The organism is Corynebacterium sp. HMSC074C11, assembly GCF_001809455.1.
Classification (GTDB): Bacteria; Actinomycetota; Actinomycetes; order Mycobacteriales; family Mycobacteriaceae; genus Corynebacterium; species Corynebacterium amycolatum.
Map to the genome: position 1 here is coordinate 45,775 of NZ_KV797727.1, position 24,871 is coordinate 70,645.

Sequence of the window (24,871 nt, forward strand, 5' to 3'; positions counted from 1 at the left end):
GGCAAACTTTTTGTTGATTAATCAACTTGCCACCACATTGCACTCGGTGTAACTTTGCACCTTGTGCAAATTGATGAAAAAGCTTCTCCCAGATTGGACCCGGGCGAACGTCCCGAATGCAGTCTCCGGGAGCTCAAAAGGTTTCAAACACACTGCGCTTTGGCCGATGCCGCGACCACTCTTGTGCTGGATCGCGGATACGACCACGTCAACATCGAAGACATCTGCCAGCGGGTCAATATCAGTCGACGCACATTCTTCAATTACTTCGACTCCAAGGATCAATCCATCTTCGGCAACGGCATCATGTCATTCGATGCTGACGATGAAGAGACATTCCTCGCCCAAACCCACCAAGACCCCATTGCGGACATGCTCAATTTCATCGAGAAAAAGCAGCGGGCCCAGCTACTCCGATATAAAGAGCTGGGGGCAACCGAGGAATTTCACCGCATGCTCAAGGAGCGTATCCGCGAGATTTTGCGCAATGAGCCAAAGCTCTCGACGGTTGTCATTTCCAATTTTGGCAGCTCAATGCGCCGCGTCCGGTCCGCATTTGAGCGCTATTTCGAGATGAATCCACAGTCGCGCACGCACCCCGAGCTGCCCGTCGGGCACGAGGTAGCACTGTCGGTCGGTTTCGTCCGCGAATGCGTGCTCTACTCATCGGCTCATCGGGACGAATTCACAACAGACACACCGCTTCACGACGCCGCCGACGTCGTTAAAAATTTCTGGAGGAGGAATAGTGACAGCTAGCAACACCACTGCTCAAGGCCAAACCGACACCACGGTTTCTGACAACAAGTCCCACTTGGGAATCATCTTCTTCGCGCTCATTCTCACTATGCTGATGAGCTCGCTGGGGCAGATGATTTTCGCCACCGCCCTGCCGACCATTGTCGGCGAGCTCGGCGGAGTTGACCACATGTCGTGGGTTATTTCTGCATTCCTGTTGGCACAGACTGTGGCAATGCCGATTGTCGGCAAGCTCGGTGACATGATTGGGCGCAAGGGCCTGTTCATGATGGGCATCGCTCTGTTCATGATTGGTTCCGTCATGGGTGCAGTCACCAGCTCCATGAGCCTGCTCATCGCCGCCCGCGCTTTTCAGGGATTTGCTGGCGGTACATTGATGGTTTCCTCACAGGCCATCCTGGCCGAGGTTATTCCCGCACGCCAGCGCGGTAAGTACATGGGCATCATGGGTGCTGTGTTCGGCCTGAGTTCTGTGCTGGGACCAGTACTGGGAGGCTGGTTCACCGACGGCCCGGGCTGGCGCTGGGGTCTGTGGATCAACGTCCCGATGGGCGTGATTGCACTATCGGCAGCTGCGGCCTTCCTGAAGCTGCCCCGACGCCAGCGCGAAGGAAACTTCGACTACATCGGTACGACGTTCTTGACCGCTGCTGCCTCGACGCTAATTCTCACCACCACGTGGGGCGGTACACAGTACGACTGGAACTCCCGGATCATCATCTCGCTTATCGTTGCCTCTGTCGTTTCCTGGGGGCTGTTCTTCCTCACCGAGACTCGCGTTTCCAACCCACTGATTCCGACGCACTTGTTTAATAACCGGAACTTCGTGCTCACGACTGTGTCGGGCCTCATTCTGGGTATCGCGATGTTCGGCACTATGGCCTATATTCCGACCTACCTGCAGATGGTGCACTCAATGTCACCGACCGCTGCAGGTTTGATGATGACGCCGATGATGGTCGGCATGCTTCTGACCTCGATTGGCGTGGGCCAGATTGTTTCCCGGACTGGTAAATACCGCTTCTACCCCTTCGTCGGCCTGATGATTATGGCTGTCTCCCTCTACTTGCTGTCCACGCTGGAGACCACCACCCCACTGTGGCAGGTTGGTGTTTACCTGTTCATCATGGGCTTCGGCCTGGGAACCGGCATGCAGGTTCTGGTTCTCATCGTGCAGAACTCCTTCCCGGTCGCCATGGTCGGTACCGCTACCGCTGCGAATAACTTCTTCCGCCAGATTGGCGGTGCGGTCGGTTCCTCCATTGTGGGTTCGATTTTCATCCACCGGATGAAGGACCTGGCAGGCGAACGCGTTCCGGCGGCTGTCGAACAAATCAAGGCCGCATCACCGGAGGCTGCAGCGGAGTTCGCAAAACAGATGGGCCCGGAGGGCTTTTCCTCTAAGTCGATTGGCTCACTGACACCGCATGTACTGGATAGCATGCCGGCGCCAATCCATGAAGCGCTGATCTCCAGCTACAACGATGGTTTGACGCCGATTTTCTTGGTACTAACGCCAGTGATTATTCTGGCAGCAATCATTGTGTTCTTCGTTCGCGAGGATCCTTTGAAGGAAACCGTCGAGTAATTAATTCGCGGGAGCCACAGCTCCCGGCAGCTATGCCCCCACCTGGCCGTCGGCGCGGTCGAGCTTGTCCAGAATCGGACGGTTCGGCTCACCGGCGGCTTCTGCTTCTTCCTGGACGCGCTTCAGCGCACGCTCCTCTGGCTTTTCCAGGAGCTTTTCCAAAATAATGACATCGCGCCACTGCCCCGCCATTGGGCCGTAGGTCATCTTTGCCATGTGGTGGTAAATCCCCACTTCTCGGAAGCCAAGCTTTCGATGCAGCTTTAGCGATCCCACATTCTCCGGGAAGACCCACGAGTGAATCGACCAGCAGCCGCGCTCCGTGGCATCGTCGATAAGCTTCTGCAGCAGCGTCGCCGCCAGCCCCATGCCCTGCCCGTCAGGGTGGACGTAGATGGAGTCTTCGATGACGCCATTGAAAATCGGGCGCTTGGATACCGGCGCTGCTGATGCCCAAGCCAGAATCTTATCCGGGTTCTCTGCGTCGACGGCGACGTAACACAAATCCACTCGTTTGAGTGCGATGAATTCGTCCCACTCCGGAGCGGAGTGCTCCCACGACGCATGCCCCGTATCCAGGCCAATCTCGTAGATCTCTTGGATCTGTGGATAGTCCTCTTCACGCATCATTCGAATCGTGAAATCGCGCTTCTTTTCAGCCATAACTACAAGTGTGGCTAATTTTTTCGCGCACGTCGAACGAAACGGCAAAAATATTGTAAAAAGATTACTTTCTCCTGCGTGGTCGCCCGCTTCCGCCACCGCTTCGACGTCCGCCACGGCCACTGCGCGCATGCTTTACGACGGCCCCAGCGCGCTGCCGGCGGGCTTGCTTAGCAAGCGTCTTTTCTCGGGCCGACAACTTCTTCGGGTGCTCATCAGGGTTCCTGCGCCCCAGCTGCGTGCGTGTCGATCCCTCCCGACGCCCCTGGACAATGCCGACGAACTCCTGCCGGAGCTCGTCGTCCTCTGCTTTCGGCCACACCAACCAAATAGCTGTCCGGGACAGCGGATCTGTGGCACCTTCCTCGGCCACCAAGTTCGATGAGGCCACCGCCTTCTTCGATAGCGCCTTCAAAATCGTGCGAGGCCCCACTACGACACCTGCACCAGTGGCTGCGACAGGCAGCATCTGTCGCAGCTCGTCCGCATCCACGGAGGTCAGCAGCACAGTTTCGTCTGCCAACAGCTCCTCCGGCACGGACTCTGTGAGGGAGAATACGTGTTCTTTTTCGTAGGCCACGCCCCAGGCTTCGTCGTAAAGCCGGATGCGATGGAGCGACTCGGGCAGCGAGCTTTCAGACTCTAACCGAACCAGCGCCATGTCAGCGGCACCGCCGACCAGGTCGGACATCGGATCGTCGGCGGCGTGGGTGTGCAGTGTTGCCGGAATCCGCTCTCTAAAGCGGCGAAACCACTTCTCGGGACTGGTGCCGGTGGCGAACACGATGCGCAGGACGGCGGGTTCAGGAGTCGACATACTCCGCAAGGTTACTCGAATGGGTGCTAGCGTTGAACCCATGAAACCCCTAACCGCAGCCAAGAAACTTGGCATTTTCCTCCCGGCCACACCCGAGGAATTTCGCACTGGTGAGATTTCGCACGCGCAGTTTGCGGAACTGCAGTCCAATCCGCCGGAGTGGCTCGCTGAGCTACGTCGCAACGGACCGCACCCGCGCCCGGAAGTTGCCCGCAAGCTGGGCATTACTATCACGGCGTTGAAGAAGAATGACATGGACAGGCCGCTGACAACGGCGGAGATTAAGGATTTGCTCGAGCAGATGCCGGAGTGGCTGGAGGTCGCTCGTGAGTCCATGGCGAAGCAGCGCGTGGAAGCCGCTGAGGCAGAGTCCAAGAAGGACGACGGCCCTGGTCGGGCTGCCGCCGAAGCTGCTCGCAACGCCGAGAAATAGCAGACACAGCCGACACAGCCGACGTCTTCAAGGAGGATCCTCGTGGCCATCGACTACACCGCACATGCAATCAACCACAAGGGCAACGGTACGGTTGTCCTGATTGGCTCGCTGGGCACCACACAGGGGATGTGGGAGCCACAGGTAGCCGCTTTGAGCGAAAAGTACCAGGTCATCACGCCAGATGTCCGTGGCCATGGCGAATCCCCTATCCCCGAGGGTGAGTGGGACATGAGCCACTTGGCCGCCGACATCATCGAGGTCCTCGACGAAGAGGATGTTGACCGCGCACATTTTGTGGGACTATCTCTCGGCGGCGCTATCGCCCAGACCGTCGCACTAGAACACGCCGATCGTGTGGTCAGCCTGACGCTGTCGTCGACGGCACCGAAATTCGGCACACCCGAGGCCTGGCAGGAAAAGGCCGAGCTCGTGCGCGACAAGGGCACGGTCGCGCTCGCAGACACTGTCGTCCGCAACTGGTTTACCGACGAGTGCTTCGACACCACCCCTGAGCTCCCCGCCCGCTTCCGCGACATGATCGCAGATTGCCCCGATGACGGCTACATCGGCGCCTGCGGAGCACTGTCCCGCTTCGACACCCGCGAGCGCCTCGCCGAGATCACCGCTCCGACGCTGGTCATCGCTGGCAAGCAAGACACCTCTACGTCACTCGACGTCGTCACTTCGCTTCACGACGGCATCGCGGGCTCGACCATGGTCGTCGTTTCGCCGGCCAAGCACCTGCTTAACCAGGAAACCCCGGAGTACTACAACTCTGCTCTGCTGGCGCACATTGATGGGATTGCCGACTAGCGCCTAATCGAAGCAATAAAAAAATAAAAATGACGCGACCTGCTCGCTGTCCATTCCACAGGGACGGCGCACGGGTCGCGTCATTTTTTCGAGTGCAATTGGAGGTTGCTATGACTGCAGTGGAAGAAACTCGGATAATCAAGGGAACCGGTCTCCACCTGATGCTCATACTAACGACCACCAGCACTAATGGGAATAAGAAAACGAAAATGTTTCGTTAATCACCCCCATGGCGACTACCTCACACACACAACCCCCGCACCCCAAAGCCCCAGCGGCCCAACTAGCAAACATGACAAAAATAGCCATTCACCTGGCTTTGCAGGTTAGCATTACCTAACATTGCCGACCGTCGCTGATAGCCCAAAATTCAATAGCAACCCCCAACCGCAACGGGGGTAGTTTTCCGGGAGGGCTGAGCGCAATATCCGTCGTCAAGCGATTCCACATCACCAATCGGGAAAAAACTTTTAAAAAAACAAGTGTCTCTCATCACACTCATGCATAATGGGGTACAACAGTCATAGTCACTATGACGATGAACCGAGGCCATCGCGTTTATCTGCAGCGTTTATCTGCGACGTACGAAAAGGCCTTAAGACAAAAATTCCACGACAATATTTCTAGGAGCATGTCATGAAGGACTTTCTGCCCCGTACTCACTTCGAAGAAGAGCACAACATGTTCCGCGACATGGTTCGCGGCTTCGTCGAGAAGGAAATCACCCCGAACGTAGAGCGCTGGCACAAGGAAGGTCAGCCGGACCGCGAGGTCTTCAAGAAGGCCGGTGAGCTCGGCCTGATTGGTATGTCCACTCCGGAGGCATACGGCGGCGGCGGAGAGATGGACTTCCGCTACAACCAGGTCCTGAACGAGGAGCTCTCCAACGCTGACTGTGGCTCCATCGTCGTTTCCTTCGGCGTTCTCAACGACCTGGTCGCTCCGTACCTGGCTAAGTTCGGCAACGAAGAGCAGAAGCAGAAGTACCTGGCTTCCATGAACGCCGGCGACACCATCGGCTGCCTCGCCATGACCGAACCGGGCGCAGGTTCCGACCTGGCAGGTATGCGCACCTTCGCCAAGAAGGACGGCGACCACTACGTCCTCAACGGCACCAAGATCTTCATCTCCAACGGCATGATGGCCGACTTCGCTCTCGTCGCAGCTATCACCGACCCATCCAAGGGCCGCGCTGGTGTCTCCATGTTCATCGTCGACGCCGACCTCGAGGGCTTCACCAAGGCTGGCCCGCTGCAGAAGGTCGGCCTGAAGGCCCAGGACACCGCTGAGCTCAACTTCGACAACGTCCGCGTTCCGGCCGAGAACCTACTCGGCGAAGAGGGCGCTGCCTTCGGCTACCTGCGCACCAACCTCGCACACGAGCGCCTGACCCTGGCTTGCGGCTCTGTCGCAACTTCCCGCCGCGCTTGGACTCTGGCTTACAAGTACGCCCAGGAGCGCGAGGCATTCGGCCGCCCGATCATCCAGCACCAGGTCCACGGCCACTACCTGGCCGACATCGCTACCCGCGTCACCGCCCTGCAGGCTTTCGTTGACCAGGCTGTTATGGCTCACAACGCAGGCAAGCTGGACGAGACCGGCGCTTCCATGGCCAAGTACTGGACTACCGAGGAGCAGCAGGACATCGTTACCCGCTGCCTGCAGATGTTCGGTGGCTACGGCTTCATGCTCGAGTACCCGATTTCCACTCACTACCTCGACTCCAAGGTCCAGACCATTTACGGTGGCACCAACGAGATCATGAAGGAAATCATCTTCCGTCGCATCGCCAAGGGCGGCGCAGAGTAAATAGCGCACGTCGGCCTAGCTGATTCGACACAAACCCCGTCAGGTTTTCCTGGCGGGGTTTTGCATACCTCAAAGTGGATGGCTGGTGATTATTTACGAGGCTTGATTGGAGCTGCCCCCCCCCTGTGCCACAGTCCTCACCAAAACCATTACCCCCTACAAAACTGAAACTATACAATGAGATACCTATCTCATATACTAAGATTCCATTAGGTAATGGTGATGCACTTCACCAATTTTCCCCTCGGCCACGCGGGGCGCGTGACCGAAGATGAAGGATTGGAGTTCCAGAGGTATGAGCACAACCAACTCGACCGCTACCCCTCAGCGAAGGGAGGTGTTTTCCACCCGAGCAGCCTTCATTTTCGCCGCCATCGGCTCGGCAGTCGGGCTCGGAAACATCTGGCGTTTCCCCTATGTCGCATACGACTCCGGCGGTGGCGCCTTCCTTATCCCCTACCTGGTCGCGCTTTTGACCGCAGGTATCCCACTACTCTTCCTCGACTTCGCCATCGGCCACCGCTTCCGCGGGTCAGCACCGAAGTCGATGCGTCGCATCAAGCCCTGGGCTGAACCAATTGGCTGGATTCAGGTCGGTATCGCCTTCTTCATCACCGTCTACTACGCCGTTATTATCGCGTGGTCCTTCATCTACGCCTGGAAGTCCATCCGCAAGAGCTGGGGTCCAAATGCCGAGACCCACTTCATGAAGGACTTCCTCCAAGCCGACACCGAAAGCGTCTTCTCGCTGGACTTCGTCCCGTCGATTTCTATTGTCCTGCTCGTCGTCTGGGTTCTCGTCATCGGCATTCTGGCCGCTGGTGTGGACAGGGGCATCGGTAAGGTCTCGATTATCTTCATCCCACTGCTGACCGTTCTCTTCGTCGCAGTGGTCATCTACTCCCTGACCTTGGAAGGCGCTGCCAAGGGCCTGGACGCATTCTTCACCCCGGACTGGTCCGCACTCACCGACTCCAGCGTGTGGATCGCCGCATACGGCCAGATCTTCTTCTCCCTGTCCGTGGCGTTCGGCATCATGCTGACCTACGCTTCCTACCTGAAGCCACGCACCAACCTCACCGGTTCCGGCCTGGTCACCGCGTTCGCGAACTCTTCCTTCGAAGTTCTCGCCGGTATCGGTGTCTTCGCCACCCTGGGCTTCATGGCAACGCAGTCGGGCCAGGCTGTCGACGAGGTCGCAACCTCCGGTATCGGCCTTGCCTTTATCGCCTTCCCGACGGTCATCTCTGAGATGCCAAACTTCATCGGTTCGGTCTTCGGCCTGCTGTTCTTCCTCTCCCTGGCAATCGCCGGTGTGACCTCCCTGATGTCGCTGCTTGAGGTCGTCGTCTCCGCAGTCAAGGACAAGCTGAACCTCGGCCGCGTCCAGGCCACTCTCACCGTCGGTGGCTCCATGGCCGTCATCTCGCTGCTGGCCTTCCCGACCACCTCAGGTCTGGTAACCCTCGACATCGTCGATAAGTTCACCAACAACGTCGGTATCGTCCTGGTTGCGCTGCTGACCATCATCGCAATCGACTGGATCCTGCGCCGCACCAACGAATTCGCCATGCACCTCAACGCCGTGTCCTCGTTCAAGGTCGGCACCATGTGGCAGATCTTCGTCGGAAACATCACGCCGGTCATTCTCGCCGTCATCCTGTTCCAGGAGCTCATCGGACTTTTCCAGGAAAACTACGAAGGCTACTCCGACACCCAAATCGACATCTTTGGTTGGGGCGTCATCGGCGTGATTCTCATCGGCGCTCTGATTATGGCCATCCTGCCTTGGCGCGGCCAACACCGTCTCGACGGCCCTCCGGGCTCGGACTTCGGCGTGACGCCAGATTTCAAGCGGACCTCACACCTGCCACGCAAGCACACTCCGGAAAATCAGGAGGTTTAAGCCAAATGTCCGGTATCGCAATTGTCATGATGGCACTGTTCATCATCGTCATCTGGGGCGGCCTGGCGGTCGCGCTGGTCAGCCTATCCAAGCACCCTGACGAGGTTTCCGGTGAGCTGGGAGATCACCCAGAACTCACCAGCGAAGTACTAGGAGCGCAGGAAGAGCAGTAGTTCTTCACTACTACCTCTCCCCAGCCACTCCAGGTATCTGACTTACTCACCTACGAAACGCGGTGGTCGCTTCTCCAAGAAAGCGGCCACCGCTTCCTTATGGTCGGCCGAGACCGCCAGGCGTGCCTGCGCATCCGCCTCCGCCGCCGCAGCGGCCAGAGTGTCCCGGCGCAGCAGAGCCTTAATCTCCTTCAGCGCGGCCGTCGGGCCCGCGGCAAACTGAGCTGCCAACTCACGTGCCCGAGCCGCTGGATCGTCTACCACTTCAGTAACCAGGCCGAGGCTCAGGGCCTCGTCGGCAAGCACCTTTTTATCGAAGAACAACAGCTCACGCGCCTTCGCGTCGCTGACCATGCGCGGCAGCAGCGCCGACATGCCACAGTCCGTGGCCAGGCCAATCGACGGGAACGCCGCTTTGAACGACGCCTTCGGGCCAGCGATACGGAAATCACAGTGCAGCGCCAGCGACCAACCGGCACCCGCCGCAGCACCTTCGATAGCGGCAGTAACCGGAACGTTAATCGCGGTCAGCTCCGCAACCATCGGGTTGTACTCCTCGACAACCTTGCCCATGCCAGCGCCCGACTGCAGGTCAGAGATGTGCTCCTTCAAATCCTGGCCCGTGCAAAACGCCTTCGGCCCGCCGAGCAGGATAACAGCGCGCACGTCCGGCTCTTGCGCACGCTCAAAAGCGGCTTTTAGCTCCAACCGGAGATTCTTATCCAGGGAGTTGTATGCATCCGGGCGGTCGATGGTGATGGCTAGAATGCCGTCGGAAAAGTCTTGAGTAACGTTGCTCATAACCTCGCAGGTTATCGCAATCTCCCCCGCCTCGGACGCACTTTTGCACCAAATCACCCGCCGCGAGTAACAAGGGACACATGACACTTCCACGCCCCGCCACGCCTGACGACGTCCACGAGATCGTCGACCTCATCAAAGACCTGGCAGCCTACGAAAAAGAACCCGACGCCGTCCGACTGACCCCCGAGCGCCTGCGCGAACAGCTCTTCGGGGACAACCCCGCGATTTTCTGCCACGTCGTCGACTCCACATCCGGAAATTTGGACGATTGCGACGATAACGGCGCCGGTGTTAGTAGTGGCAGTGTTGTTAGTAGTGGCGGTGTTGGTGGCGGCCCTCGCCTCGACGGCATTGCACTGTGGTTCCTGAACTACTCCACCTGGGAAGGCACCCACGGCATCTACCTCGAAGACCTTTACGTCCGTCCTGAGTCGCGCGGCACTGGCAAGGGCAAGGCGCTGCTGCAAAACCTCGCGCGGATTGCCGTGGAACGCGGATACTCGCGGGTCGAATGGTGCGTCCTGAAATGGAACCAGCCCTCCATCGACTTCTACCGCTCCCTCGGTGCCTTCCCCATGGACGAATGGGAGACCTTCCGCCTCACCGGCGATGCCCTAAGCGACTTCGGGGCGTAGAAAGCGGAGATGCTGCTGTGCGGCGGTGTGAAGGTTCAGCTGCGCTGCGTTTGCAGGGTAATGCGGCAACAGAAAAGTCCGGATGTGGATAACTGCTAAACCGGCTGACTTATCCACAGCCTGCCCTCATGGGCGTTGTCCCCCTACATCCGGACTTTTACCTTCAAAGGCATGACAGTTCTTGGGACGCTCGCCGCACTGGCCTCGCGCGGAATGGACACGCTGGCGGAACTCCACGCCGCGCGTCCCGACGGCCACGCCGCCACCTCCCACCTGGCGGCAACCCTCGGCCTTGACCCGGCGCGCCTTCGGCTGTTGCTACGCGTCGCCGCCCACTATCTCCAACCCGCTGACACCGAGGAAAACACCAAAGCCCGCGAAGACGCAGCAGCTCTGGCCCGCCGACTCGGGCTCAGCCTGGACACCTGCGTGCTTATCGACAAGCGCAGCCGCCAAGCCAACAACGCAGAACTCCACGACAACCTGCGGCTCACATTCGTCGCGGCGGCCGAGCGTCTCGGCTTCGAAGAACTGGACCTCTACATGCGGGAAACTCTCACCGAGCTCAACACCGAAGACGAACCACCCCAGCACCTGCGCGCCCGGTTTTCCCGGAAGGTAGACATCCGGGGAATGAAGCACTTCCACATCTCCGGCCCCTCGGATATGCTCGACAATCTCCTGTCGCCGCTTACCATCCGCGCCGCAGAAATCCGGAAGTCCCATCCGGAGTTTTCCCACGACCGATGCGTCGGTCAGGCGCTTGCCGAACGCCTCGAGCATGCCGATGCCGCAATGCCCGTCGACAAGCTCGATGAAATGCGCTACCAACCCGCCATCATCATCACCGCGCAAGACATCGTCGACTACAGCCCGCGCTTCGCCGCCACCACCAACGGCTCCGCGCTCGCGCCCGACGTCTTCCTCAACGCCCTACTCGCCGACACCGGGTGGGCCGTGCTTTACGACGAACACAGCGCCATTACGGACTTATTTCCCATCGGCAACCCACGTCTGGCGACTGAAGAGCAGCGCATCGCGATGCTCATCGACAACCCCATCTGCGCCTGGCCCGGCTGTGAACGCCCCGCCTATAGCGGACAAGCGCACCACCTAGTCGCCCACAAAAACGGCGGCACAACCACGCTGGACAACCTCACCATGGTCTGCCGAGAACACAACGGGCTTAACGACGACGACCGGGAAGGACGCAACGGCTACCTCGAACGCATCCCCACATCCGGACATATTCGATGGCGCCCGCCGGACAAAACTCGACCGCCTCTGTTTAGCAACTCATTTGTGACATCAATGTCCGGGAGGTCCTACGCGGGGTATCGAGCGGGTACGACGAGACAGCTCGGGCCGGAGCCACCACCTCCGGAATAAAACCCGGATGTACGGGAAAACCCGTCCTAGCGCACTGCTAGAACGGGTACTTGCGCTGCAAAAACGCAGAATTAGATGAGGTTCCAGTCCTCGATGCCGTCGTAAAGCGGGAATTCCTGAGCGATCTTCGAAACACGAGCACGCAGGGAGTCGACATCCGCATTCTTGCCGGCGGCGAGAGCAGTACCGATGACATCGGCGACCTCGGTGAAGGCCTTCTCGTCGAGACCGCGGGTGGCCAGCGCCGGAGTACCGATACGAAGTCCAGATGTAACCATCGGAGGACGCGGGTCAAACGGAACAGCATTCCGGTTGACAGTGATACCAACAGCATGGAGTAGATCCTCGGCCTCCTGGCCGTTCATCTCCGAATTCCGCAAATCCGCCAGAACCAGGTGGACATCGGTGCCGCCAGTGAGAACATCGACGCCAGCCTCGGCGCAGTCGGCAGCGGTGAGACGCTCAGCCAGGATGCGGGCACCGGCGAGAGTGCGCTGCTGGCGCTCCTTGAACTCCTCGGTACCAGCAATCTTCAGCGCCACGGCCTTGCCGGCGATAGCGTGCATCAGCGGGCCACCCTGCTGCCCCGGGAAAACAGCGGAGTTCAGCTTCTTGGCGTACTCCTGCTTGGCCAAAATCATGCCCGAACGAGGGCCACCGAGAGTCTTGTGAACGGTGGTCGACACAACGTCAGAATGCGGAACCGGCGACGGGTGCAGACCGGCGGCAACCAAACCTGCGAAGTGCGCCATGTCCGTCCACAGCTTCGCGCCGACCTCATCGGCGATGGAGCGGAAAGCTTCGAAGTCGAGGTGGCGCGGGTACGCCGACCAACCTGCGATGAGGACATCCGGCTTTTCTGCGAGCGCCTGCTCACGCACCTTGTCCATATCGATCCGCATGGTGTCCTTATCCACACCGTATGCGGCGACGTGGTAGAGCTTGCCGGAGAAGTTCAGCTTCATGCCGTGGGTCAGGTGACCGCCGTGTGCCAGGTCGAGGCCCATAATCTTGTCGCCGGCGTTGATCAGCGCATGCAGAACGGCAGCGTTGGCCTGCGCGCCTGCGTGCGGCTGAACGTTGGCGAACTCAGCGCCGAAGAGCTCCTTGGCGCGGTTGCGTGCCATGTCCTCGACGACGTCGACGTATTCGCAGCCGCCGTAGTAACGACGACCCGGGTATCCTTCGGCGTACTTGTTGGTCAGAACCGAGCCCTGAGCCTGCAGCACTGCACGTGGAACAAAGTTCTCACTAGCAATCATTTCGAGCATGTCACGCTGACGAGAGAGCTCCCCTGCCATTGCCTCTGCGAGGTCGGGATCGAGTTCACGCAGCGATTGGTAGCGGACATCGTTATTGTTAGCCCCGGTCATGAGTAGGTTTTCGACCTTTCAATAAAACTTCAATGCCACAGGCCATGCTAGCCCTTTATGGGGCAAACCACGAAAGCAGCACCAATCAAGCATGCCCCCTTTATTGACTCGTTTTCCGGTTTTCGGCACCCCCTTGGCACAATTGGAAGTATGACGCGCGCAACATCCCCCAGCCCGTACGTCGAGTTCAAACGCGAGCAGTGGCGCGAAATGCGCAAGAATATGCCTCTGGTGCTGACGGAAGAGGAAGCTGAACGACTTTCCGGTATCGGTGAAAACATCGACCTGGACGAAGTCGCCGAGGTCTATCTTCCGCTTTCTCGCCTGATTCACATGCGTGTGGCGGCGCATCGGGAGCTGAACGCTGTAACGTCGAACTTCCTTGGGGAAAATCCTTCGAAGGGGGCGTCGGTGCCGTTCATTATCGGCGTCGCGGGTTCGGTGGCGGTCGGCAAGTCAACGACGGCGCGTTTGCTGCAGGTACTGCTCGAGCGCTGGGAGACTAATCCGCGGGTGGACTTGGTCACCACTGATGGCTTCCTCTACCCTTCTGAGGAATTGAATCGCCGTGGCATTATGCAGCGCAAGGGGTATCCGGAGTCGTATGATCAGCGTGCGTTGATGCGGTTTGTCACGGCGGTGAAGTCGGGGGCGCGGCATGTGAAGGCGCCGGTGTATTCGCACACGCTCTATGACCGGGTGCCGGATGAGTTCGTCGATGTCGATCGTCCGGACATTCTCATTCTCGAGGGGCTCAACGTTTTGCAGACGGGCCCGACGCTGATGATTTCCGATCTTTTCGATTTCAGTGTCTACGTCGATGCCCCGCGCGCGGACATCGAACGCTGGTACATTAATCGTTTCCTCAGTCTCCGCCAGACGGCGTTTCGCGCTCCGGGCGCACACTTCGCGGATTACGCCACGCTTGACGACGAAGCTGCGGCCGAGGTGGCCCGACGCATTTGGCAGCAGGTGAACTTGCCGAACCTGACGGAAAATATTTTGCCCACTCGAGTGCGGGCGTCATTAGTTCTTACGAAGTCTCGGGACCACAAGGTTTCGAGGGTCCGGATGCGCAAACTCTAACATCCGGAAATTTTTCCGGATGTAGGGAGGTTATTTGCCGAAGCGGCGTGAGCGCTGCGAAAAGTCTCGAAGTGCGCGGAGGAAGTCGATGCGGCGGAATTCGGGCCAGTAGGTATCGGTGAACCAAATCTCGGAGTAGGCGGTTTGCCAGAGGAGGAAGCCGCTGAGCCGCTGTTCTCCGGAAGTGCGGATGACTAGATCGGGGTCCGGTTGTCCGGATGTATAGAGGCGGCGAGAAATGGCGTCGGTGGTGATGCTCTCCTCGAGCTCGGCAGCATCGATTCCTTCGGCGACTGATTCCCGGATGATTCTGCGTACTGCGTCGACGATTTCCTGCCGGCCGCCGTAGCCAACGGCGATGTTGACCTGGATGCCGGTGTTGTTCGCAGTGACTTCTTCGTCGTGGCGTAGCCGGGCGGTCATTCTTTCCGGAAGGAGCTCGAGGTGGCCGACCATGCGCAGGCGCACGTCGTTAGGCGATTGCGCCAATTCGTCGACGACGTCGGCGATGATGTCGAACAGTAACTCCAGCTCTTCGGGGTCGCGCCCGAGGTTTTCGGTGGAGAGCAGGTAGATGGTGACCAGCTCGATTTCCTGCTCGGCGCACCAGCCGACGAATTCTGCGATTTTGCGGGAGCCGACGCGGTGGCCGTGGCTTACGTCGGTGAAGCCAGCCTCCCTCGCCCAGCGGCGGTTGCCATCGGCCATGATGGCAACGTGCTTGGGGCGAGGTTTTCCTTCTAGCTCTTGGGCTAGTTTGCGCTCGTAGAGCGGATACGCAATCCGCCGGAGTGAGGACGGCTGGTTTTCTTTCACATATGTAACTCTACCCAATGGGCACGGCCGCTTTGTGCTTAGTCACGTGCCTGCCGACGCTTCCGGACTTCTGTCGCAAGCGTACGCAGCAGCCGGTCGGTGGTTTCCCAATCCATGCAGGCATCGGTGACGGACTTGCCGTATACGAGGCCATTACGCCCATCGGTAATTTTTTGCGCACCGGCTTCGAGGAAGGACTCCATCATGATGCCGGTGATGCGCTCGTCGCCGGCACCGATGAGCTTGCCGAGCTCCTCAACGACCTCGGCCTGGCGCACCTCGGATTTTCCGGAATTGGCGTGGGAGGCGTCCACCATGATGCTGATGGTTTGCTCGGCCTTGTTCAGGCGGGCTTCGGCGTCGTTAAGCGATGCCTCGTCCCAGTTCGGGCCGGAGGTGCCGCCGCGGAGAATGAGGTGGCAATTGTGGTTGCCGGCGGTTTCGACGACGGCGGCGCGGCCCTGGTCGTTCATGCCGAAGAAGAAGTGCGGGTTTGCTGCAGAGACCAGCGAGTCCACGGCGACCTGGACGTTGCCGTCGGTGCCGTTTTTGAAGCCGATGGGCATGGAAAGTCCGGAAGCGAGCTGGCGGTGGACCTGCGACTCCGTGGTGCGCGCACCAATCGCACCCCAGGAGACGGCGTCGGCGATGTACTGCGGGCTGTTGGGCTCGAGGAATTCAGCACCGGCGGGCAGGCCGGTGCGCAGGACCTCGATGAGCACCTCGCGGGCCATGTGCAGGCCCTTGTTGATTTTGAAGGAGCTATCCAGGTCGGGGTCGTTGATGAGTCCCTTCCAGCCGACGGTGGTGCGCGGCTTTTCGAAGTAGACGCGCATGACGACCAGCAGGTCCTCGTCGAGCTCATCGGCGGTGGCCTTCAGGCGGCGGGCGTAGTCGATGGCGGCCTCGGGGTCGTGAATGGAGCACGGGCCGACAACGACCAGCAGGCGGTCGTCCTCGCGGGCGATGACGCGGGCGATGTCGAGTCGCGACTGCTCCACTTCGTTAACTAGGTTCGGGGTCAGTGGCTGTTTGGCCATGACCTCTTCTGGGGAGGGCAGGTCGTGGAAGGCTACGACACGGCGGTTCGCGGTAGAGGCGGGGGCTTCGAGGGAAGTTGGAGGGGTCATCTGAGGTCTCTTTTCTCTGGGGCGTTACGCATGTATTTGGCTGTAGATACGACAAAAGGCAGCGCCCCTATTGGTGGGGCTGCTGCCTTTGGCTCCGGTTGGTGGCGACGTGACGATTAGCCGCCGGCTGTGACTATGTCGTCACTGCCTCCGGAGCCTTCGAAAAATAAAATCGCCACATACGCATGCGCTTGACTGTAGCGCACTGCCTAGAATCCCGCAATTCGAACTCCAAATCCCGCCACACGGGAAACAATCAGGGGTGCGCGCAACTACCCGTCGTCAAGCGACGCGCACACACCTTGACGCTGACTACTCCGCTTCACGACGCTGCTCTGCTGCAGCCATCGCCTTATCCACAGCCTCGGAATCGAAGGGATCCATGTCGTGCGCCTCGGCGAACTTCCGGCGAGCGGCCATGCGCTTCGCGCGCCGCGAGAGATCCCAGCCGAGAGCCAGGATGACGATGAGCAAAACGACAATGATGAGCAGGCCAACAGGAGAGGCCTTTCCGAAGTCAGCACCCCGCGGACCAGTGGGGTTCTGCGCCAGGAAAATTGTCGTGCGAGCCGCCAAGGCATCGAAGCTTTCAATCATGAGTTCCAGCTTAGCGTTAATTCCGGACTATTCCGCGTCGGGGTCGATACCGGCGAAGAGATCGGTCTCTGGCAGCTCGGTCTGCACTCGAGTGCGGGCAAGCTCAAACTCTTCGGTCGGCCAAACGCGCTGCTGAATGTCTACCGGCACGGCGAAGAATGGCCCGTTCGGATCGATCTGCGTAGCGTGCGCCAGCAGCGCCTGATCCCGCTGCTGGAAGTATTCGCCGCACTCAACCTGCGTGGTCACGCGGGTCATGATGTCGCCGGGAGTCTTAGTCCAACGGCGGAAGGACTCGGCCAGCGGGCTTTCCAAACCGTTGTCGCGGTAGTAGTTGTCCAGCGCGATGAGACGCGCCTTGATGAAACCGTGGGTGTAGTAGAGCTTGGAGATTTCCCATGGTTCACCGAGCTCGGGGTACTTATCCGTTCCAGACTCCAGCCAAGCGCGCATGGACACGATATGGGTCATGATGTGGTCCGGGTGCGGGTAGCCACCGTTTTCGTCGTAAGTAATGACGACGTGCGGACGAAACTCGCGAATTGCCCGAATGAGAGGCTTGGTCGCATCCTCGACCGATTGGCGAGCAAACACTCCGTGCGACAGCACCGGCACCGGGTTGCCCGCAGGCAGACCGGAGTCGGTAAAGCCGAGCCACTCATGTTCAACGCCGAGAGTCTCAGCGGCTGCAGCCATTTCGTGAACGCGCACTGCGGCGATATTCTCCCGCACCTCCGGCCGATCCATCGCAGGGTTGAGAATGCTACCGGCCTCACCGCCGGTGCAGGTCACCACTTTGACGCGATGCCCTTCCGCCGCATATCGGGCCATCGTTGCGGCGCCCTTGCTCGATTCGTCATCAGGATGAGCGTGAATTGCCATCAGACGAAGTGTCAATTGAAGTCACTCCCGCTACTATCTCAGTCCATGTTTTCTGGCCAAGGCCGGAGCCCTTCGACCGCAACGATGCTACTCCAGCACCGTTTCAATACCGCCCCACTATAGCGCTGCACCATCATATGACCACGCAGCATCGCTACTCGGCGGAACGACATAGCAGCAGGACACCGCGCCACACCAGAAAGATTGTTTAACTGTCAACATTTTACCACGTCGACCGAGAACTCCGATAGGCTAAAAAGCATGGCTGAAAGTTCGGAGCGAAACACCCGAAATACCGCAGCGCCTAACGAGCAGCGCGAGCGCTATGGGGACAACAGTCGCACTCTCCCCGCAAAATTGGTTGTCATCGCTATTGTTGGCATGCTCGTCATCGCCGGCGCATACATCTTCGTTCAGATGAACCGCGTCTCCGCCCCGGATGTCTCTGCAACGCAAGCGGGCTGGAGCCGCACTCCAGGTAAGGAAGATGAGCAGTTCATCTTCACACTGGATGTCACCCGCGAAAAGCCGGAGCTGGATAGCTACTGCATTATCTATGCGCTGAACTATGACGTGGCAGAGGTCGGCCGTCGCGACGTATTCATCCCGGGCGGCGGCCCCGCTACCGTGCGGATGGACGTCCCCATTGCCACCCGCGAGCTGGCCGTCGCAGGCGATGTCTATGGCTGCTCCACCGACATTCCGGAGTTCCTCGCACCTGCGAAATAATCTCCCTTCGCGACTGAGGATCATGCGCTGCGGGGGCACGTCGTAAAGCGTGCGCGACAACACTCCGACGCGCCTGTTATTGCCATGTGGCGTGACAGTGCTATCCTGTGACGCAGCCGACGGCCCCACGCGGGGCCGCTTTTGTATTAAATAGCCAAAAACACAGGAGGAACCATGACTGAGGCAAAGAACAATAGCCCATGGCTCACCCAGGAGTCCTACGACAAGCTCAAGGCCGAGCTTGAGGCGCTATATGAAAACCGCCCGGTCATCGCCGCCGAGATTAACGAGCGCCGCGAAGAGGGCGACTTGAAGGAAAACGCCGGCTACGATGCCGCCCGCGAGCAGCAGGGACAGGAAGAGGCACGCATCCGCTACCTCGAAGACCTGCTCCAGCGCGCCACTGTCGGCGAGATTCCGCAGGAGTCCGGTGTGGCTCTGGTCGGCACCGTGGTCCACGTCTACTACGACGGCGACGAGGACGACACCGAGACCTTCCTCATCGGTACCCGTGGCGCTGACTCCTCCAACCCGAATCTGGAGACCTACTCCACCGATTCCCCGCTGGGTAAGGCTCTGGTCGGCGCTAAGGAGGGCGAGACCCGCACTTACGCTTCCCCGAGCGGCGACGAAGTGTCTGTCACCGTAGTTAAGGCTGAGCCGTACGACCCGGATATGGACGCCTAAACGCCGAGGTTACTCCCCCCCGGCGCTAGACCGCCTCAACCCAGGCGGCGATCTCGGGCCACAGCGCCCGATTCTTGGACCGATAGAAGCCCATATGGCCTATCGGTCCATTTTTTGTACCCTCTCCCGCTTCAATATCGCGCTTTACGACGTCACACTGCACAGCCCGATCGATCAATATGTCGACTGCCGGTCGATTGGCCCACCGCGCGTCCGTGTTTAATGCGAATCGAAAAAGTAGCACTTCAGATAAGAGAAAGCGCCGGCCAACCCGTAATCACGGGCCAACCGGCGCTTATGCGTTATTCAGTTTTCTAGCGCTTAGTCCCTGAAGTAGGACAGCAGACGCAGAATCTCGGTGTAGAGCCAGACCAAGGTCACAGCCAGGCCGAGGGCGACACCCCAGGCGTACTGAGCCGGAGCACCTGCGCGGACCAGTCGGTCAGCCTGATCGAAGTCAATCAGGAAGCTAAAGGCTGCCAGGCCGATGCAGACCAGCGAGAAGATGATCGACAGCATGCCACCGTCACGCAGCGGGAAGCCCAGGCCGAACAGGGAGAGCACCAGGTTGCCCAGCATGAGGACCAGGACACCAATCAGAGCCGCACTCATGAATCGGGTGAACTTCGGGGTCACACGGATAGCGCCCGACTTGTAGACGAAGAGCATACCGATGAAGACACCCAGGGTGGCCAGCACGGCCTGCATAATCAGCGCACCAGCAGCAACGCCCTGAATCGGGGCGGTGAACATGAAGCTGATGCCGCCGACAAAGAGCCCCTCGAAGGCCGCGTAGGTGAGGGTAACCGGCGCGGAGCCGTACTTCTTGCCGAAGGTGGAAACCAAAACAGTAATCAGACCACCGATGGCGCCGACGATGGTCAGAATCATGGCCAGGCTGGTGGAGACGCTAACGGCAATGAAGAAGTTGACTGCAGCCAAAACGATGATGGTTGCCAGCGTGATGCCGGTCTTGGAAACGACATCGTCGACCGTCATCGGACGGTAGTCGGCGGCAACCTGCGACTGGTACGGGTTATCCCCGTAGTCAGCGCCCATCTGACCTTGGCCGTAGTGTTGTGCGCCCGCCTGTCCGCGGGCGACGGTCTTAGTAAGTGAACTGAATGCAGGATTGCTGCTTTCGCGCACGTCGTCCTTCTTTCTTTTTCTCAGTTTTTCTTACAAGTTTTGAACTTAGGCACACGTGCATACGTCTGCCTACACTGTCTTCAACGGGCGACGTAAAGGTATTGTTCCCAACCCTGAAAAACAGTTAGTATCAAGGTAATTCCTCGCCTGCTGGCGGTGATTTTGTAATCGCGGAAACACTCACAGTCGCCAGGCGTGGGCACCACTTGAGTGATTACGAAACAGGAGGTTGGTCAAGATGTCTGATGGCCTTGACTACGATCCGGATACCACTGGTGATTTCGACGAGACCACGCTCGATGGCTCAGAGGGGCTCGATGGCGACTTCCTCACCGGTGACGGCGAGAATTATGTAATGGATCCTCCAGACCGCTGGCGAGGCGCTTCTCCGCATGACACTCTCGGCAAGCGGTTGGCAGAGGAAAAGCCGGACATCGACATCGATGACGATCTGGATGATGACCCGGAGATGCGCTACGGCGATGTCGACGGTCACGAACCGTTCGAGTTCGGCAACGATGGCCCGCGAGACCCGGACCGCAACCGTCGGATGGGCTGGACTACTTACTAGAGTTTTCTAAATTTTAGTAGTTTTGCCAAATTTTCTATCTCGGGGTGCCGTACGACAGTAGTATCTGTGCCATGACAGCATCTACTGCCACGACAAACCGAACTACCATCCGCAATCCGCTTAACGACGAGCTCGTTGCCCGCCTTCTTCAGCGCGTCACGGTAGCTGATAAGTCGAAGACCGCCACTATCTCGGCGCCATTTACCGGCCAGGAGCTGGCGCAGATTCCTGTCGGTACCCAGGCCGATGTCGACGAGGCCTTCAAGCGTGCCCGTGCGGCGCAGAAGAAGTGGGCCCGCATGGCACCGGAAAAGCGCGGCGAAGTGCTGCACCACTTCCACGACCTGTTGTTTACCCACTGCGACCAGGTGCTGGATTTACTGCAGGCCGAGACCGGCAAGAACCGAGCCAGTGCCCACGAGGAGCTCGTACACACCGCCATCACAGCTCGTTACTACGGCAACCAGGGGCCGAAGCTGCTGGAGCCGAAGCGAGCACACGGCGCAGTACCGGTGCTGTCCAAAACCACCGTTTATCACCACCCCAAGGGTGTCGTCGGTGTTATTGCGCCGTGGAATTACCCGCTGACTCTCGCGGTTTCCGACGCGCTAGCTGCGCTGATGGCCGGTAACGCCATCGTGCTCAAGCCGGACAGCACCACTCCGTTTACCGCTCTCTTCGCTGTCGATTTGCTCTACCGCGCTGGTCTTCCGGAAGATCTCTTCCAGGTCATTCCAGGTCCGGGTCGCGTGGTCGGCCAGGGCATTGTCGGCCAGTGCGACTTCCTGATGTTCACCGGCTCCTCCGAGACCGGCCGCTCACTGGCACAGCAGTGCGGCGAGCGCCTGATTAGTTTCTCCGCGGAGCTCGGCGGCAAGAACCCGCTGATTGTCGCTGAGGATGCCAACATCAACCGCGCGGTCGAGGGCGCGCGCATCGGCTGCTTCACCAACTCCGGTCACCTGTGCGTGTCCATTGAGCGAATCTATGTCGTGGACTCCGTCTGGGACGAATTCGTCCCGGCATTCACCGACCGCGTGAAGGCAATGTCCATCGGCGCTGGCTACGAGTGGGAAACCGAAATGGGCTGCCTACAGTCGCAGGGGCAGTTCGACATCGTCAAGTCCATGGTCGACGAGGCCATCGAGGCCGGCGCCACTGTACTGGCCGGTGGTCGTCCTCGTCCCGATCTGGGACCGCTGTTCTACGAGCCAACCGTGCTTACCGACGTCCCGGAGGGCGTCGCCCTGCTGACCGAAGAGGTATTCGGCCCAGTAGTAGTCCTCCAGCGCGTCTCGGATGTTCATGAGGCCATCGCCAAGTCCAACGATTCCCGTTATGGCCTCAACGCTTCGCTGTGGACCTCCCCGCGTCGCGCAAAGGAGCTGGCTCCACAGCTTGAGGCCGGCACCGTCAATGTCAACGATGGTTTTGCTGCGGCCTTCGCGTCTGTCGATGCCCCGATGGGTGGTTTCAAGGATTCGGGTGTGGGCCGTCGTCAAGCAGCGGGCGGCTTGCTGAAGTACACCGATGCGCAGACGGTGACCGTGCAGCGTCTTTCCCCGGTGTCGATGCCACAGATGCCGCGTGAGCTGTACTCGAAGGTGTTCAACACGGCACTTGTTCTCGGCAAGAAGTTCAACGTCCTGCCGTAATACGTGTGTAGCGCACACAAATAGCAAAAGGCCAGGTAGAAAAACGCTTCTACCTGGCCTTTTAGTGCCCCCAGTGGGACTCGAACCCACACTGAAAGGATTTTAAGTCCTCTGCCTCTGCCAATTGGGCTATAGGGGCCCCTAAGAAAGATTAATGGGCGATATGGGTGTCTACCAAACTCGCCACAATTCCGTCGAGGATATCCTTCTCGCTGATGTAGAAAAAGCGCTGCTCTTCCTTGGCTGCCTCGGAAAGCGGCAACGCCTCAAACATGTCTATCAGACCGTCAACAATGATGGAACCACCGGCGAAGACATCCGCGCGCTTCGGGTGCATGACCGGATTCGCAGCAAGGGATTCCGCATCGGTCTCGACGACGGATGCTGTCAACGCACGCAACGCCGCAAAGCGCAGCTGCGACAGGTGGATTGCCTCCGGGTCATAGGTTTCTAGGCCCTGTGCCAGCGCCGACAGAGTGGTGAAGGTCCCGGCGCAGCCGACGATGGTGCGAGCCTTGTCGACAGGCACCTTCGCAACAATCTCGTCGGCCAGTTCCGCAACATACGAACGCGCCTCCTGGACCTGCTCCGCCGTCGGCGGCGAGGCCTGCAGGAACCGTTCGGTCAAGCGCACACTGCCCATAGCCACGGAATCAGAGCCGGCTACCGTACCATCGTGGTCACCGACAATAACCTCGGTGGAGCCGCCGCCGACGTCGATGACGCAATACGGCCCCAGCTCGGGCTCCAAGTCATCGACTGCCCCGCGGAAGGACAGCGCGGCTTCCTCGTCGCCGGAAATAACCTCGGCCTCTGCACCCCACGGAGCGAGAATCTCGCGGGTCATGGCGAAGAAATCGTCGCGGTTGCTTGCGTCGCGCGTCGCCGATGTCGCCACCATTCGGACTGCTTGGACTTTTTCGACTTGCATAAGCTCTGCATACTTCGTCAGAGCCTCCCGCACGCGCTCCAGTGCCTCCGGGGCCAGCATGCCAGTGGCATCCACGCCCTGGCCAAGGCGGACGATTTCCATCAGTCGGTGCAGTTCTGTGATTTCGAGAACTCCATCGACGACCTCGACCCGGCTGATAAGCAGTCGAAGCGAGTTAGTGCCGCAGTCGACGGCAGCGAGAGTCGTCATTTATCCCTCCACCCCCGGATACGCAATACCGAGCTCGGAAATCGTCGGCCAGTCCGCGGGAATCGCGGTGCCGCGCAGCTTCTCATTCTCCGCCGCCAGCGCCACTGACTCCGTACCCAGTCGGAAGTGATCCGGCCCCTTTGCCAACGCGTAGGCAATAAGAACGTGTAGGCACTTCACGCGCGTCGGCATGCCACCACCGGAGAAGTCCGTGCCCAGGTCTTCCATCTCATTGCGCTCCGCCAGAAACGCCTCGTGTGCACGCTGGTAATCGGCGGCAAGCTCTTCGTCACTTTCCAGACGCGCGGTCATTTCCTTCATCACGCCGGTCGTCTCCAACCGGGAGGCCTCCGCGGTGAGTCGCGGATCAGTCAGGTAAAAGAGCGTGGGAAACGGAGTGCCATCGTCCAAACGAGGCTTCGTCTTGACCACACCAGGAGTGCCGTCGGGGCTGCGGTAAGAGATGTCCACTACACCCCGTGGTTCACGTCCGAGCTGCTCCGCTATCACTTCCAAATCTGCGGTATCCACAGACATCGGTCACACTCCTTTTGCTTCCGTTTTACTGACACATAATCTCACAGTCGCCTTACAAGCGCGTTGTTTCGCTTTACGACGGCACACTCCGCCGCGCATTCAACCCCACCGAGAGCCCTACGGAGATTTAGGACTCCGGTACCGTCGGCAAGCTCTCAGGCCTCGTTGCCTGATCGCGCCCCGGATTAGGGCGAGTCTCTTCAGGCTCGGGCGGGATGGAAATGGAATCCCACAGAGTCTCGTACCACTTCTTGGCCTGGTGCTGCGGCATTTCCTCCGGTTGCGTCACGGGCTGTTCGCCCACTGCCGGATCGAGGATACGGAATGGGGTCTCCCCCGGCTCTACCAGCCCCAGGCGCAGACGTGCCTGCTCCTTGATATAGGCAGGGTTGGAGTAAAGCTCCTTTTCATCCTCTAGCTGCTCAATTCGCTGTTCCATGCGAACAATATTGTCCTGCGTTGCGGCTACATCCGCCTGCTGTTGTGCAAAAGTCCGCAGCGGGATTGCGAGAACAGATACTAAGAAAAGTACCAGCAGACCAATCCCGATCTTCTGTGCCGTGCTCAGCGAGCGCATTCCCGATGCGATTGCCGCTGCCGAACGCTGCCCCGCCCCTGCAGGGCGCGACTGTGTTCCGCGGCGAGATCGGTCCGATGCACTCATGCCCCACACTCTACCCGACCGCCAGCCGATGAAATAACAAAAACCCGCCCACAACCACGTGC

The 24,871-nt window shown here is 59.4% G+C and carries 26 protein-coding genes and 1 tRNA gene; 14 read left to right on the forward strand and 13 right to left on the reverse strand.

Annotated features, from left to right (window positions below; genetic code table 11):
* Positions 1 to 63 precede the first annotated feature (63 nt).
* Together HMPREF2614_RS03005 and HMPREF2614_RS03010 are read left to right on the forward strand one after the other, a co-directional pair.
* Entirely contained in the window at positions 64 to 759 is a 696-nt protein-coding gene (locus tag HMPREF2614_RS03005; protein WP_224786636.1) for a TetR/AcrR family transcriptional regulator, read from the forward strand.
* Positions 749 to 2,347 carry an MDR family MFS transporter gene (locus tag HMPREF2614_RS03010; protein WP_070560102.1) on the forward strand — a complete coding sequence of 533 codons (1,599 nt, stop codon included), beginning with the start codon at positions 749 to 751 and terminating at the stop codon, positions 2,345 to 2,347. The genes HMPREF2614_RS03005 and HMPREF2614_RS03010 overlap by 11 nt, the downstream gene beginning before the upstream one ends.
* Before the next feature lie 30 nt (positions 2,348 to 2,377).
* Here the strand turns inward: HMPREF2614_RS03010 and HMPREF2614_RS03015 are convergent, their stop codons facing one another.
* Together HMPREF2614_RS03015 and HMPREF2614_RS03020 are read right to left on the reverse strand one after the other, a co-directional pair.
* The gene (locus HMPREF2614_RS03015) at positions 2,378 to 3,010 is read right to left on the reverse strand and encodes a GNAT family N-acetyltransferase (RefSeq protein WP_038626150.1); all 633 of its coding nucleotides are present in this window, start codon (positions 3,008 to 3,010) and stop codon (positions 2,378 to 2,380) included.
* Positions 3,011 to 3,074: 64 nt separating this feature from the next.
* Positions 3,075 to 3,827, reverse strand: coding sequence for a type 2 periplasmic-binding domain-containing protein (locus HMPREF2614_RS03020; protein ID WP_038626152.1), 753 nt, complete (start codon positions 3,825 to 3,827; stop codon positions 3,075 to 3,077).
* Between the two features lie 40 nt (positions 3,828 to 3,867).
* On the opposite strand from HMPREF2614_RS03020, the gene HMPREF2614_RS03025 reads away from it, so the two are divergent.
* The 5 genes from HMPREF2614_RS03025 to metS all read left to right on the forward strand — a co-directional run bounded on the left by HMPREF2614_RS03025 (position 3,868) and on the right by metS (position 8,964).
* Positions 3,868 to 4,260 (forward strand): DUF5997 family protein, encoded by a 393-nt coding sequence (locus HMPREF2614_RS03025; protein ID WP_070560190.1) that lies wholly within the window; start codon positions 3,868 to 3,870, stop codon positions 4,258 to 4,260.
* 42 nt (positions 4,261 to 4,302) lie between these two features.
* Positions 4,303 to 5,076, forward strand: a complete 774-nt coding sequence (locus HMPREF2614_RS03030) for an alpha/beta fold hydrolase (RefSeq protein WP_038626154.1) — start codon at positions 4,303 to 4,305, stop codon at positions 5,074 to 5,076.
* A 636-nt stretch (positions 5,077 to 5,712) separates the two neighbouring features.
* A complete protein-coding gene (locus tag HMPREF2614_RS03035; protein ID WP_038626156.1) occupies positions 5,713 to 6,885 on the forward strand; it encodes an acyl-CoA dehydrogenase family protein in 1,173 nt (390 codons plus the stop codon).
* Between the two features lie 295 nt (positions 6,886 to 7,180).
* Positions 7,181 to 8,791, forward strand: coding sequence for a sodium-dependent transporter (locus HMPREF2614_RS03040; RefSeq protein ID WP_070560104.1), 1,611 nt, complete (start codon positions 7,181 to 7,183; stop codon positions 8,789 to 8,791).
* A 5-nt stretch (positions 8,792 to 8,796) separates the two neighbouring features.
* Positions 8,797 to 8,964, forward strand: a complete 168-nt coding sequence (gene metS, locus HMPREF2614_RS03045) for a methionine/alanine import NSS transporter subunit MetS (protein WP_038626160.1) — start codon at positions 8,797 to 8,799, stop codon at positions 8,962 to 8,964.
* Between the two features lie 42 nt (positions 8,965 to 9,006).
* On the opposite strand, the gene HMPREF2614_RS03050 is transcribed toward metS, so the two are convergent.
* Positions 9,007 to 9,765: an enoyl-CoA hydratase-related protein gene (locus tag HMPREF2614_RS03050; RefSeq protein WP_049182362.1), complete on the reverse strand. Its 759-nt coding sequence runs from the start codon at positions 9,763 to 9,765 to the stop codon at positions 9,007 to 9,009.
* Between the two features lie 80 nt (positions 9,766 to 9,845).
* Between HMPREF2614_RS03050 and HMPREF2614_RS03055 the strand changes: the two genes are divergently transcribed.
* Both HMPREF2614_RS03055 and HMPREF2614_RS03060 read left to right on the forward strand, forming a co-directional pair.
* Entirely contained in the window at positions 9,846 to 10,403 is a 558-nt protein-coding gene (locus tag HMPREF2614_RS03055) for a GNAT family N-acetyltransferase (protein WP_070560106.1), read from the forward strand.
* Between the two features lie 171 nt (positions 10,404 to 10,574).
* Positions 10,575 to 11,792, forward strand: a complete 1,218-nt coding sequence (locus HMPREF2614_RS03060) for an HNH endonuclease signature motif containing protein (protein ID WP_235191262.1) — start codon at positions 10,575 to 10,577, stop codon at positions 11,790 to 11,792.
* Between the two features lie 71 nt (positions 11,793 to 11,863).
* Here the strand turns inward: HMPREF2614_RS03060 and glyA are convergent, their stop codons facing one another.
* Positions 11,864 to 13,165, reverse strand: a complete 1,302-nt coding sequence (glyA, locus tag HMPREF2614_RS03065) for a serine hydroxymethyltransferase (RefSeq protein WP_049192849.1) — start codon at positions 13,163 to 13,165, stop codon at positions 11,864 to 11,866.
* Between the two features lie 150 nt (positions 13,166 to 13,315).
* On the opposite strand from glyA, the gene coaA reads away from it, so the two are divergent.
* Entirely contained in the window at positions 13,316 to 14,251 is a 936-nt protein-coding gene (gene coaA / locus HMPREF2614_RS03070) for a type I pantothenate kinase (protein WP_038626177.1), read from the forward strand.
* 30 nt (positions 14,252 to 14,281) lie between these two features.
* Here coaA and HMPREF2614_RS03075 read toward each other — a convergent pair whose 3' ends face one another.
* The 4 genes from HMPREF2614_RS03075 to mca all read right to left on the reverse strand — a co-directional run bounded on the left by HMPREF2614_RS03075 (position 14,282) and on the right by mca (position 17,676).
* Positions 14,282 to 15,067, reverse strand: a complete 786-nt coding sequence (locus HMPREF2614_RS03075; protein WP_070560108.1) for an isoprenyl transferase — start codon at positions 15,065 to 15,067, stop codon at positions 14,282 to 14,284.
* A gap of 38 nt (positions 15,068 to 15,105) precedes the next feature.
* Entirely contained in the window at positions 15,106 to 16,197 is a 1,092-nt protein-coding gene (locus tag HMPREF2614_RS03080; protein ID WP_070560110.1) for a 3-deoxy-7-phosphoheptulonate synthase, read from the reverse strand.
* Positions 16,198 to 16,509: 312 nt separating this feature from the next.
* Positions 16,510 to 16,794, reverse strand: a complete 285-nt coding sequence (locus HMPREF2614_RS03085) for a hypothetical protein (RefSeq protein WP_016423190.1) — start codon at positions 16,792 to 16,794, stop codon at positions 16,510 to 16,512.
* A 27-nt stretch (positions 16,795 to 16,821) separates the two neighbouring features.
* A complete protein-coding gene (gene mca, locus HMPREF2614_RS03090; RefSeq protein WP_042388838.1) occupies positions 16,822 to 17,676 on the reverse strand; it encodes a mycothiol conjugate amidase Mca in 855 nt (284 codons plus the stop codon).
* A gap of 261 nt (positions 17,677 to 17,937) precedes the next feature.
* Between mca and HMPREF2614_RS03095 the strand changes: the two genes are divergently transcribed.
* Together HMPREF2614_RS03095 and greA are read left to right on the forward strand one after the other, a co-directional pair.
* Complete coding sequence (locus tag HMPREF2614_RS03095) at positions 17,938 to 18,405, forward strand: DUF4307 domain-containing protein (RefSeq protein ID WP_038626188.1); 468 nt, start codon at positions 17,938 to 17,940, stop codon at positions 18,403 to 18,405.
* Between the two features lie 174 nt (positions 18,406 to 18,579).
* A complete protein-coding gene (greA, locus tag HMPREF2614_RS03100) occupies positions 18,580 to 19,092 on the forward strand; it encodes a transcription elongation factor GreA (protein WP_038626190.1) in 513 nt (170 codons plus the stop codon).
* A gap of 321 nt (positions 19,093 to 19,413) precedes the next feature.
* Here greA and HMPREF2614_RS03105 read toward each other — a convergent pair whose 3' ends face one another.
* Entirely contained in the window at positions 19,414 to 20,241 is an 828-nt protein-coding gene (locus HMPREF2614_RS03105) for a Bax inhibitor-1/YccA family protein (protein ID WP_016423194.1), read from the reverse strand.
* A gap of 238 nt (positions 20,242 to 20,479) precedes the next feature.
* Between HMPREF2614_RS03105 and HMPREF2614_RS03110 the strand changes: the two genes are divergently transcribed.
* Both HMPREF2614_RS03110 and HMPREF2614_RS03115 read left to right on the forward strand, forming a co-directional pair.
* Positions 20,480 to 20,812 (forward strand): hypothetical protein, encoded by a 333-nt coding sequence (locus tag HMPREF2614_RS03110; protein WP_016423195.1) that lies wholly within the window; start codon positions 20,480 to 20,482, stop codon positions 20,810 to 20,812.
* A 71-nt stretch (positions 20,813 to 20,883) separates the two neighbouring features.
* Complete coding sequence (locus HMPREF2614_RS03115) at positions 20,884 to 22,467, forward strand: succinic semialdehyde dehydrogenase (RefSeq protein ID WP_038626196.1); 1,584 nt, start codon at positions 20,884 to 20,886, stop codon at positions 22,465 to 22,467.
* 65 nt (positions 22,468 to 22,532) lie between these two features.
* Here the strand turns inward: HMPREF2614_RS03115 and HMPREF2614_RS03120 are convergent.
* The 4 genes from HMPREF2614_RS03120 to HMPREF2614_RS03135 form a co-directional block, all read right to left on the reverse strand.
* A tRNA-Leu gene (locus tag HMPREF2614_RS03120) sits at positions 22,533 to 22,606 on the reverse strand.
* 12 nt (positions 22,607 to 22,618) lie between these two features.
* A complete protein-coding gene (locus HMPREF2614_RS03125) occupies positions 22,619 to 23,608 on the reverse strand; it encodes a Ppx/GppA phosphatase family protein (RefSeq protein WP_038626198.1) in 990 nt (329 codons plus the stop codon).
* Entirely contained in the window at positions 23,609 to 24,145 is a 537-nt protein-coding gene (locus HMPREF2614_RS03130; protein WP_016423198.1) for a DUF501 domain-containing protein, read from the reverse strand.
* A gap of 127 nt (positions 24,146 to 24,272) precedes the next feature.
* Positions 24,273 to 24,809 (reverse strand): septum formation initiator family protein, encoded by a 537-nt coding sequence (locus HMPREF2614_RS03135; protein ID WP_038626200.1) that lies wholly within the window; start codon positions 24,807 to 24,809, stop codon positions 24,273 to 24,275.
* Between the last annotated feature and the right edge of the window lie 62 nt (positions 24,810 to 24,871).

Coding starts and splice junctions, on each gene's coding strand:
- HMPREF2614_RS03095 (WP_038626188.1), top strand. CDS start 17,938: ATGGCTGAAAGTTCGGAGCGAAACACCCGAAATACCGCAGCGCCTAAC.
- HMPREF2614_RS03125 (WP_038626198.1), bottom strand. CDS start 23,608: ATGACGACTCTCGCTGCCGTCGACTGCGGCACTAACTCGCTTCGACTG.
- coaA (WP_038626177.1), top strand. CDS start 13,316: ATGACGCGCGCAACATCCCCCAGCCCGTACGTCGAGTTCAAACGCGAG.
- HMPREF2614_RS03020 (WP_038626152.1), bottom strand. CDS start 3,827: ATGTCGACTCCTGAACCCGCCGTCCTGCGCATCGTGTTCGCCACCGGC.
- HMPREF2614_RS03110 (WP_016423195.1), top strand. CDS start 20,480: ATGTCTGATGGCCTTGACTACGATCCGGATACCACTGGTGATTTCGAC.
- HMPREF2614_RS03060 (WP_235191262.1), top strand. CDS start 10,575: ATGACAGTTCTTGGGACGCTCGCCGCACTGGCCTCGCGCGGAATGGAC.
- HMPREF2614_RS03130 (WP_016423198.1), bottom strand. CDS start 24,145: ATGTCTGTGGATACCGCAGATTTGGAAGTGATAGCGGAGCAGCTCGGA.
- HMPREF2614_RS03025 (WP_070560190.1), top strand. CDS start 3,868: ATGAAACCCCTAACCGCAGCCAAGAAACTTGGCATTTTCCTCCCGGCC.
- HMPREF2614_RS03050 (WP_049182362.1), bottom strand. CDS start 9,765: ATGAGCAACGTTACTCAAGACTTTTCCGACGGCATTCTAGCCATCACC.
- glyA (WP_049192849.1), bottom strand. CDS start 13,165: ATGACCGGGGCTAACAATAACGATGTCCGCTACCAATCGCTGCGTGAA.
- HMPREF2614_RS03055 (WP_070560106.1), top strand. CDS start 9,846: ATGACACTTCCACGCCCCGCCACGCCTGACGACGTCCACGAGATCGTC.
- metS (WP_038626160.1), top strand. CDS start 8,797: ATGTCCGGTATCGCAATTGTCATGATGGCACTGTTCATCATCGTCATC.
- HMPREF2614_RS03035 (WP_038626156.1), top strand. CDS start 5,713: ATGAAGGACTTTCTGCCCCGTACTCACTTCGAAGAAGAGCACAACATG.
- HMPREF2614_RS03080 (WP_070560110.1), bottom strand. CDS start 16,197: ATGACCCCTCCAACTTCCCTCGAAGCCCCCGCCTCTACCGCGAACCGC.
- HMPREF2614_RS03085 (WP_016423190.1), bottom strand. CDS start 16,794: ATGATTGAAAGCTTCGATGCCTTGGCGGCTCGCACGACAATTTTCCTG.
- mca (WP_042388838.1), bottom strand. CDS start 17,676: ATGGCAATTCACGCTCATCCTGATGACGAATCGAGCAAGGGCGCCGCA.
- HMPREF2614_RS03115 (WP_038626196.1), top strand. CDS start 20,884: ATGACAGCATCTACTGCCACGACAAACCGAACTACCATCCGCAATCCG.
- greA (WP_038626190.1), top strand. CDS start 18,580: ATGACTGAGGCAAAGAACAATAGCCCATGGCTCACCCAGGAGTCCTAC.
- HMPREF2614_RS03040 (WP_070560104.1), top strand. CDS start 7,181: ATGAGCACAACCAACTCGACCGCTACCCCTCAGCGAAGGGAGGTGTTT.
- HMPREF2614_RS03135 (WP_038626200.1), bottom strand. CDS start 24,809: ATGAGTGCATCGGACCGATCTCGCCGCGGAACACAGTCGCGCCCTGCA.
- HMPREF2614_RS03015 (WP_038626150.1), bottom strand. CDS start 3,010: ATGGCTGAAAAGAAGCGCGATTTCACGATTCGAATGATGCGTGAAGAG.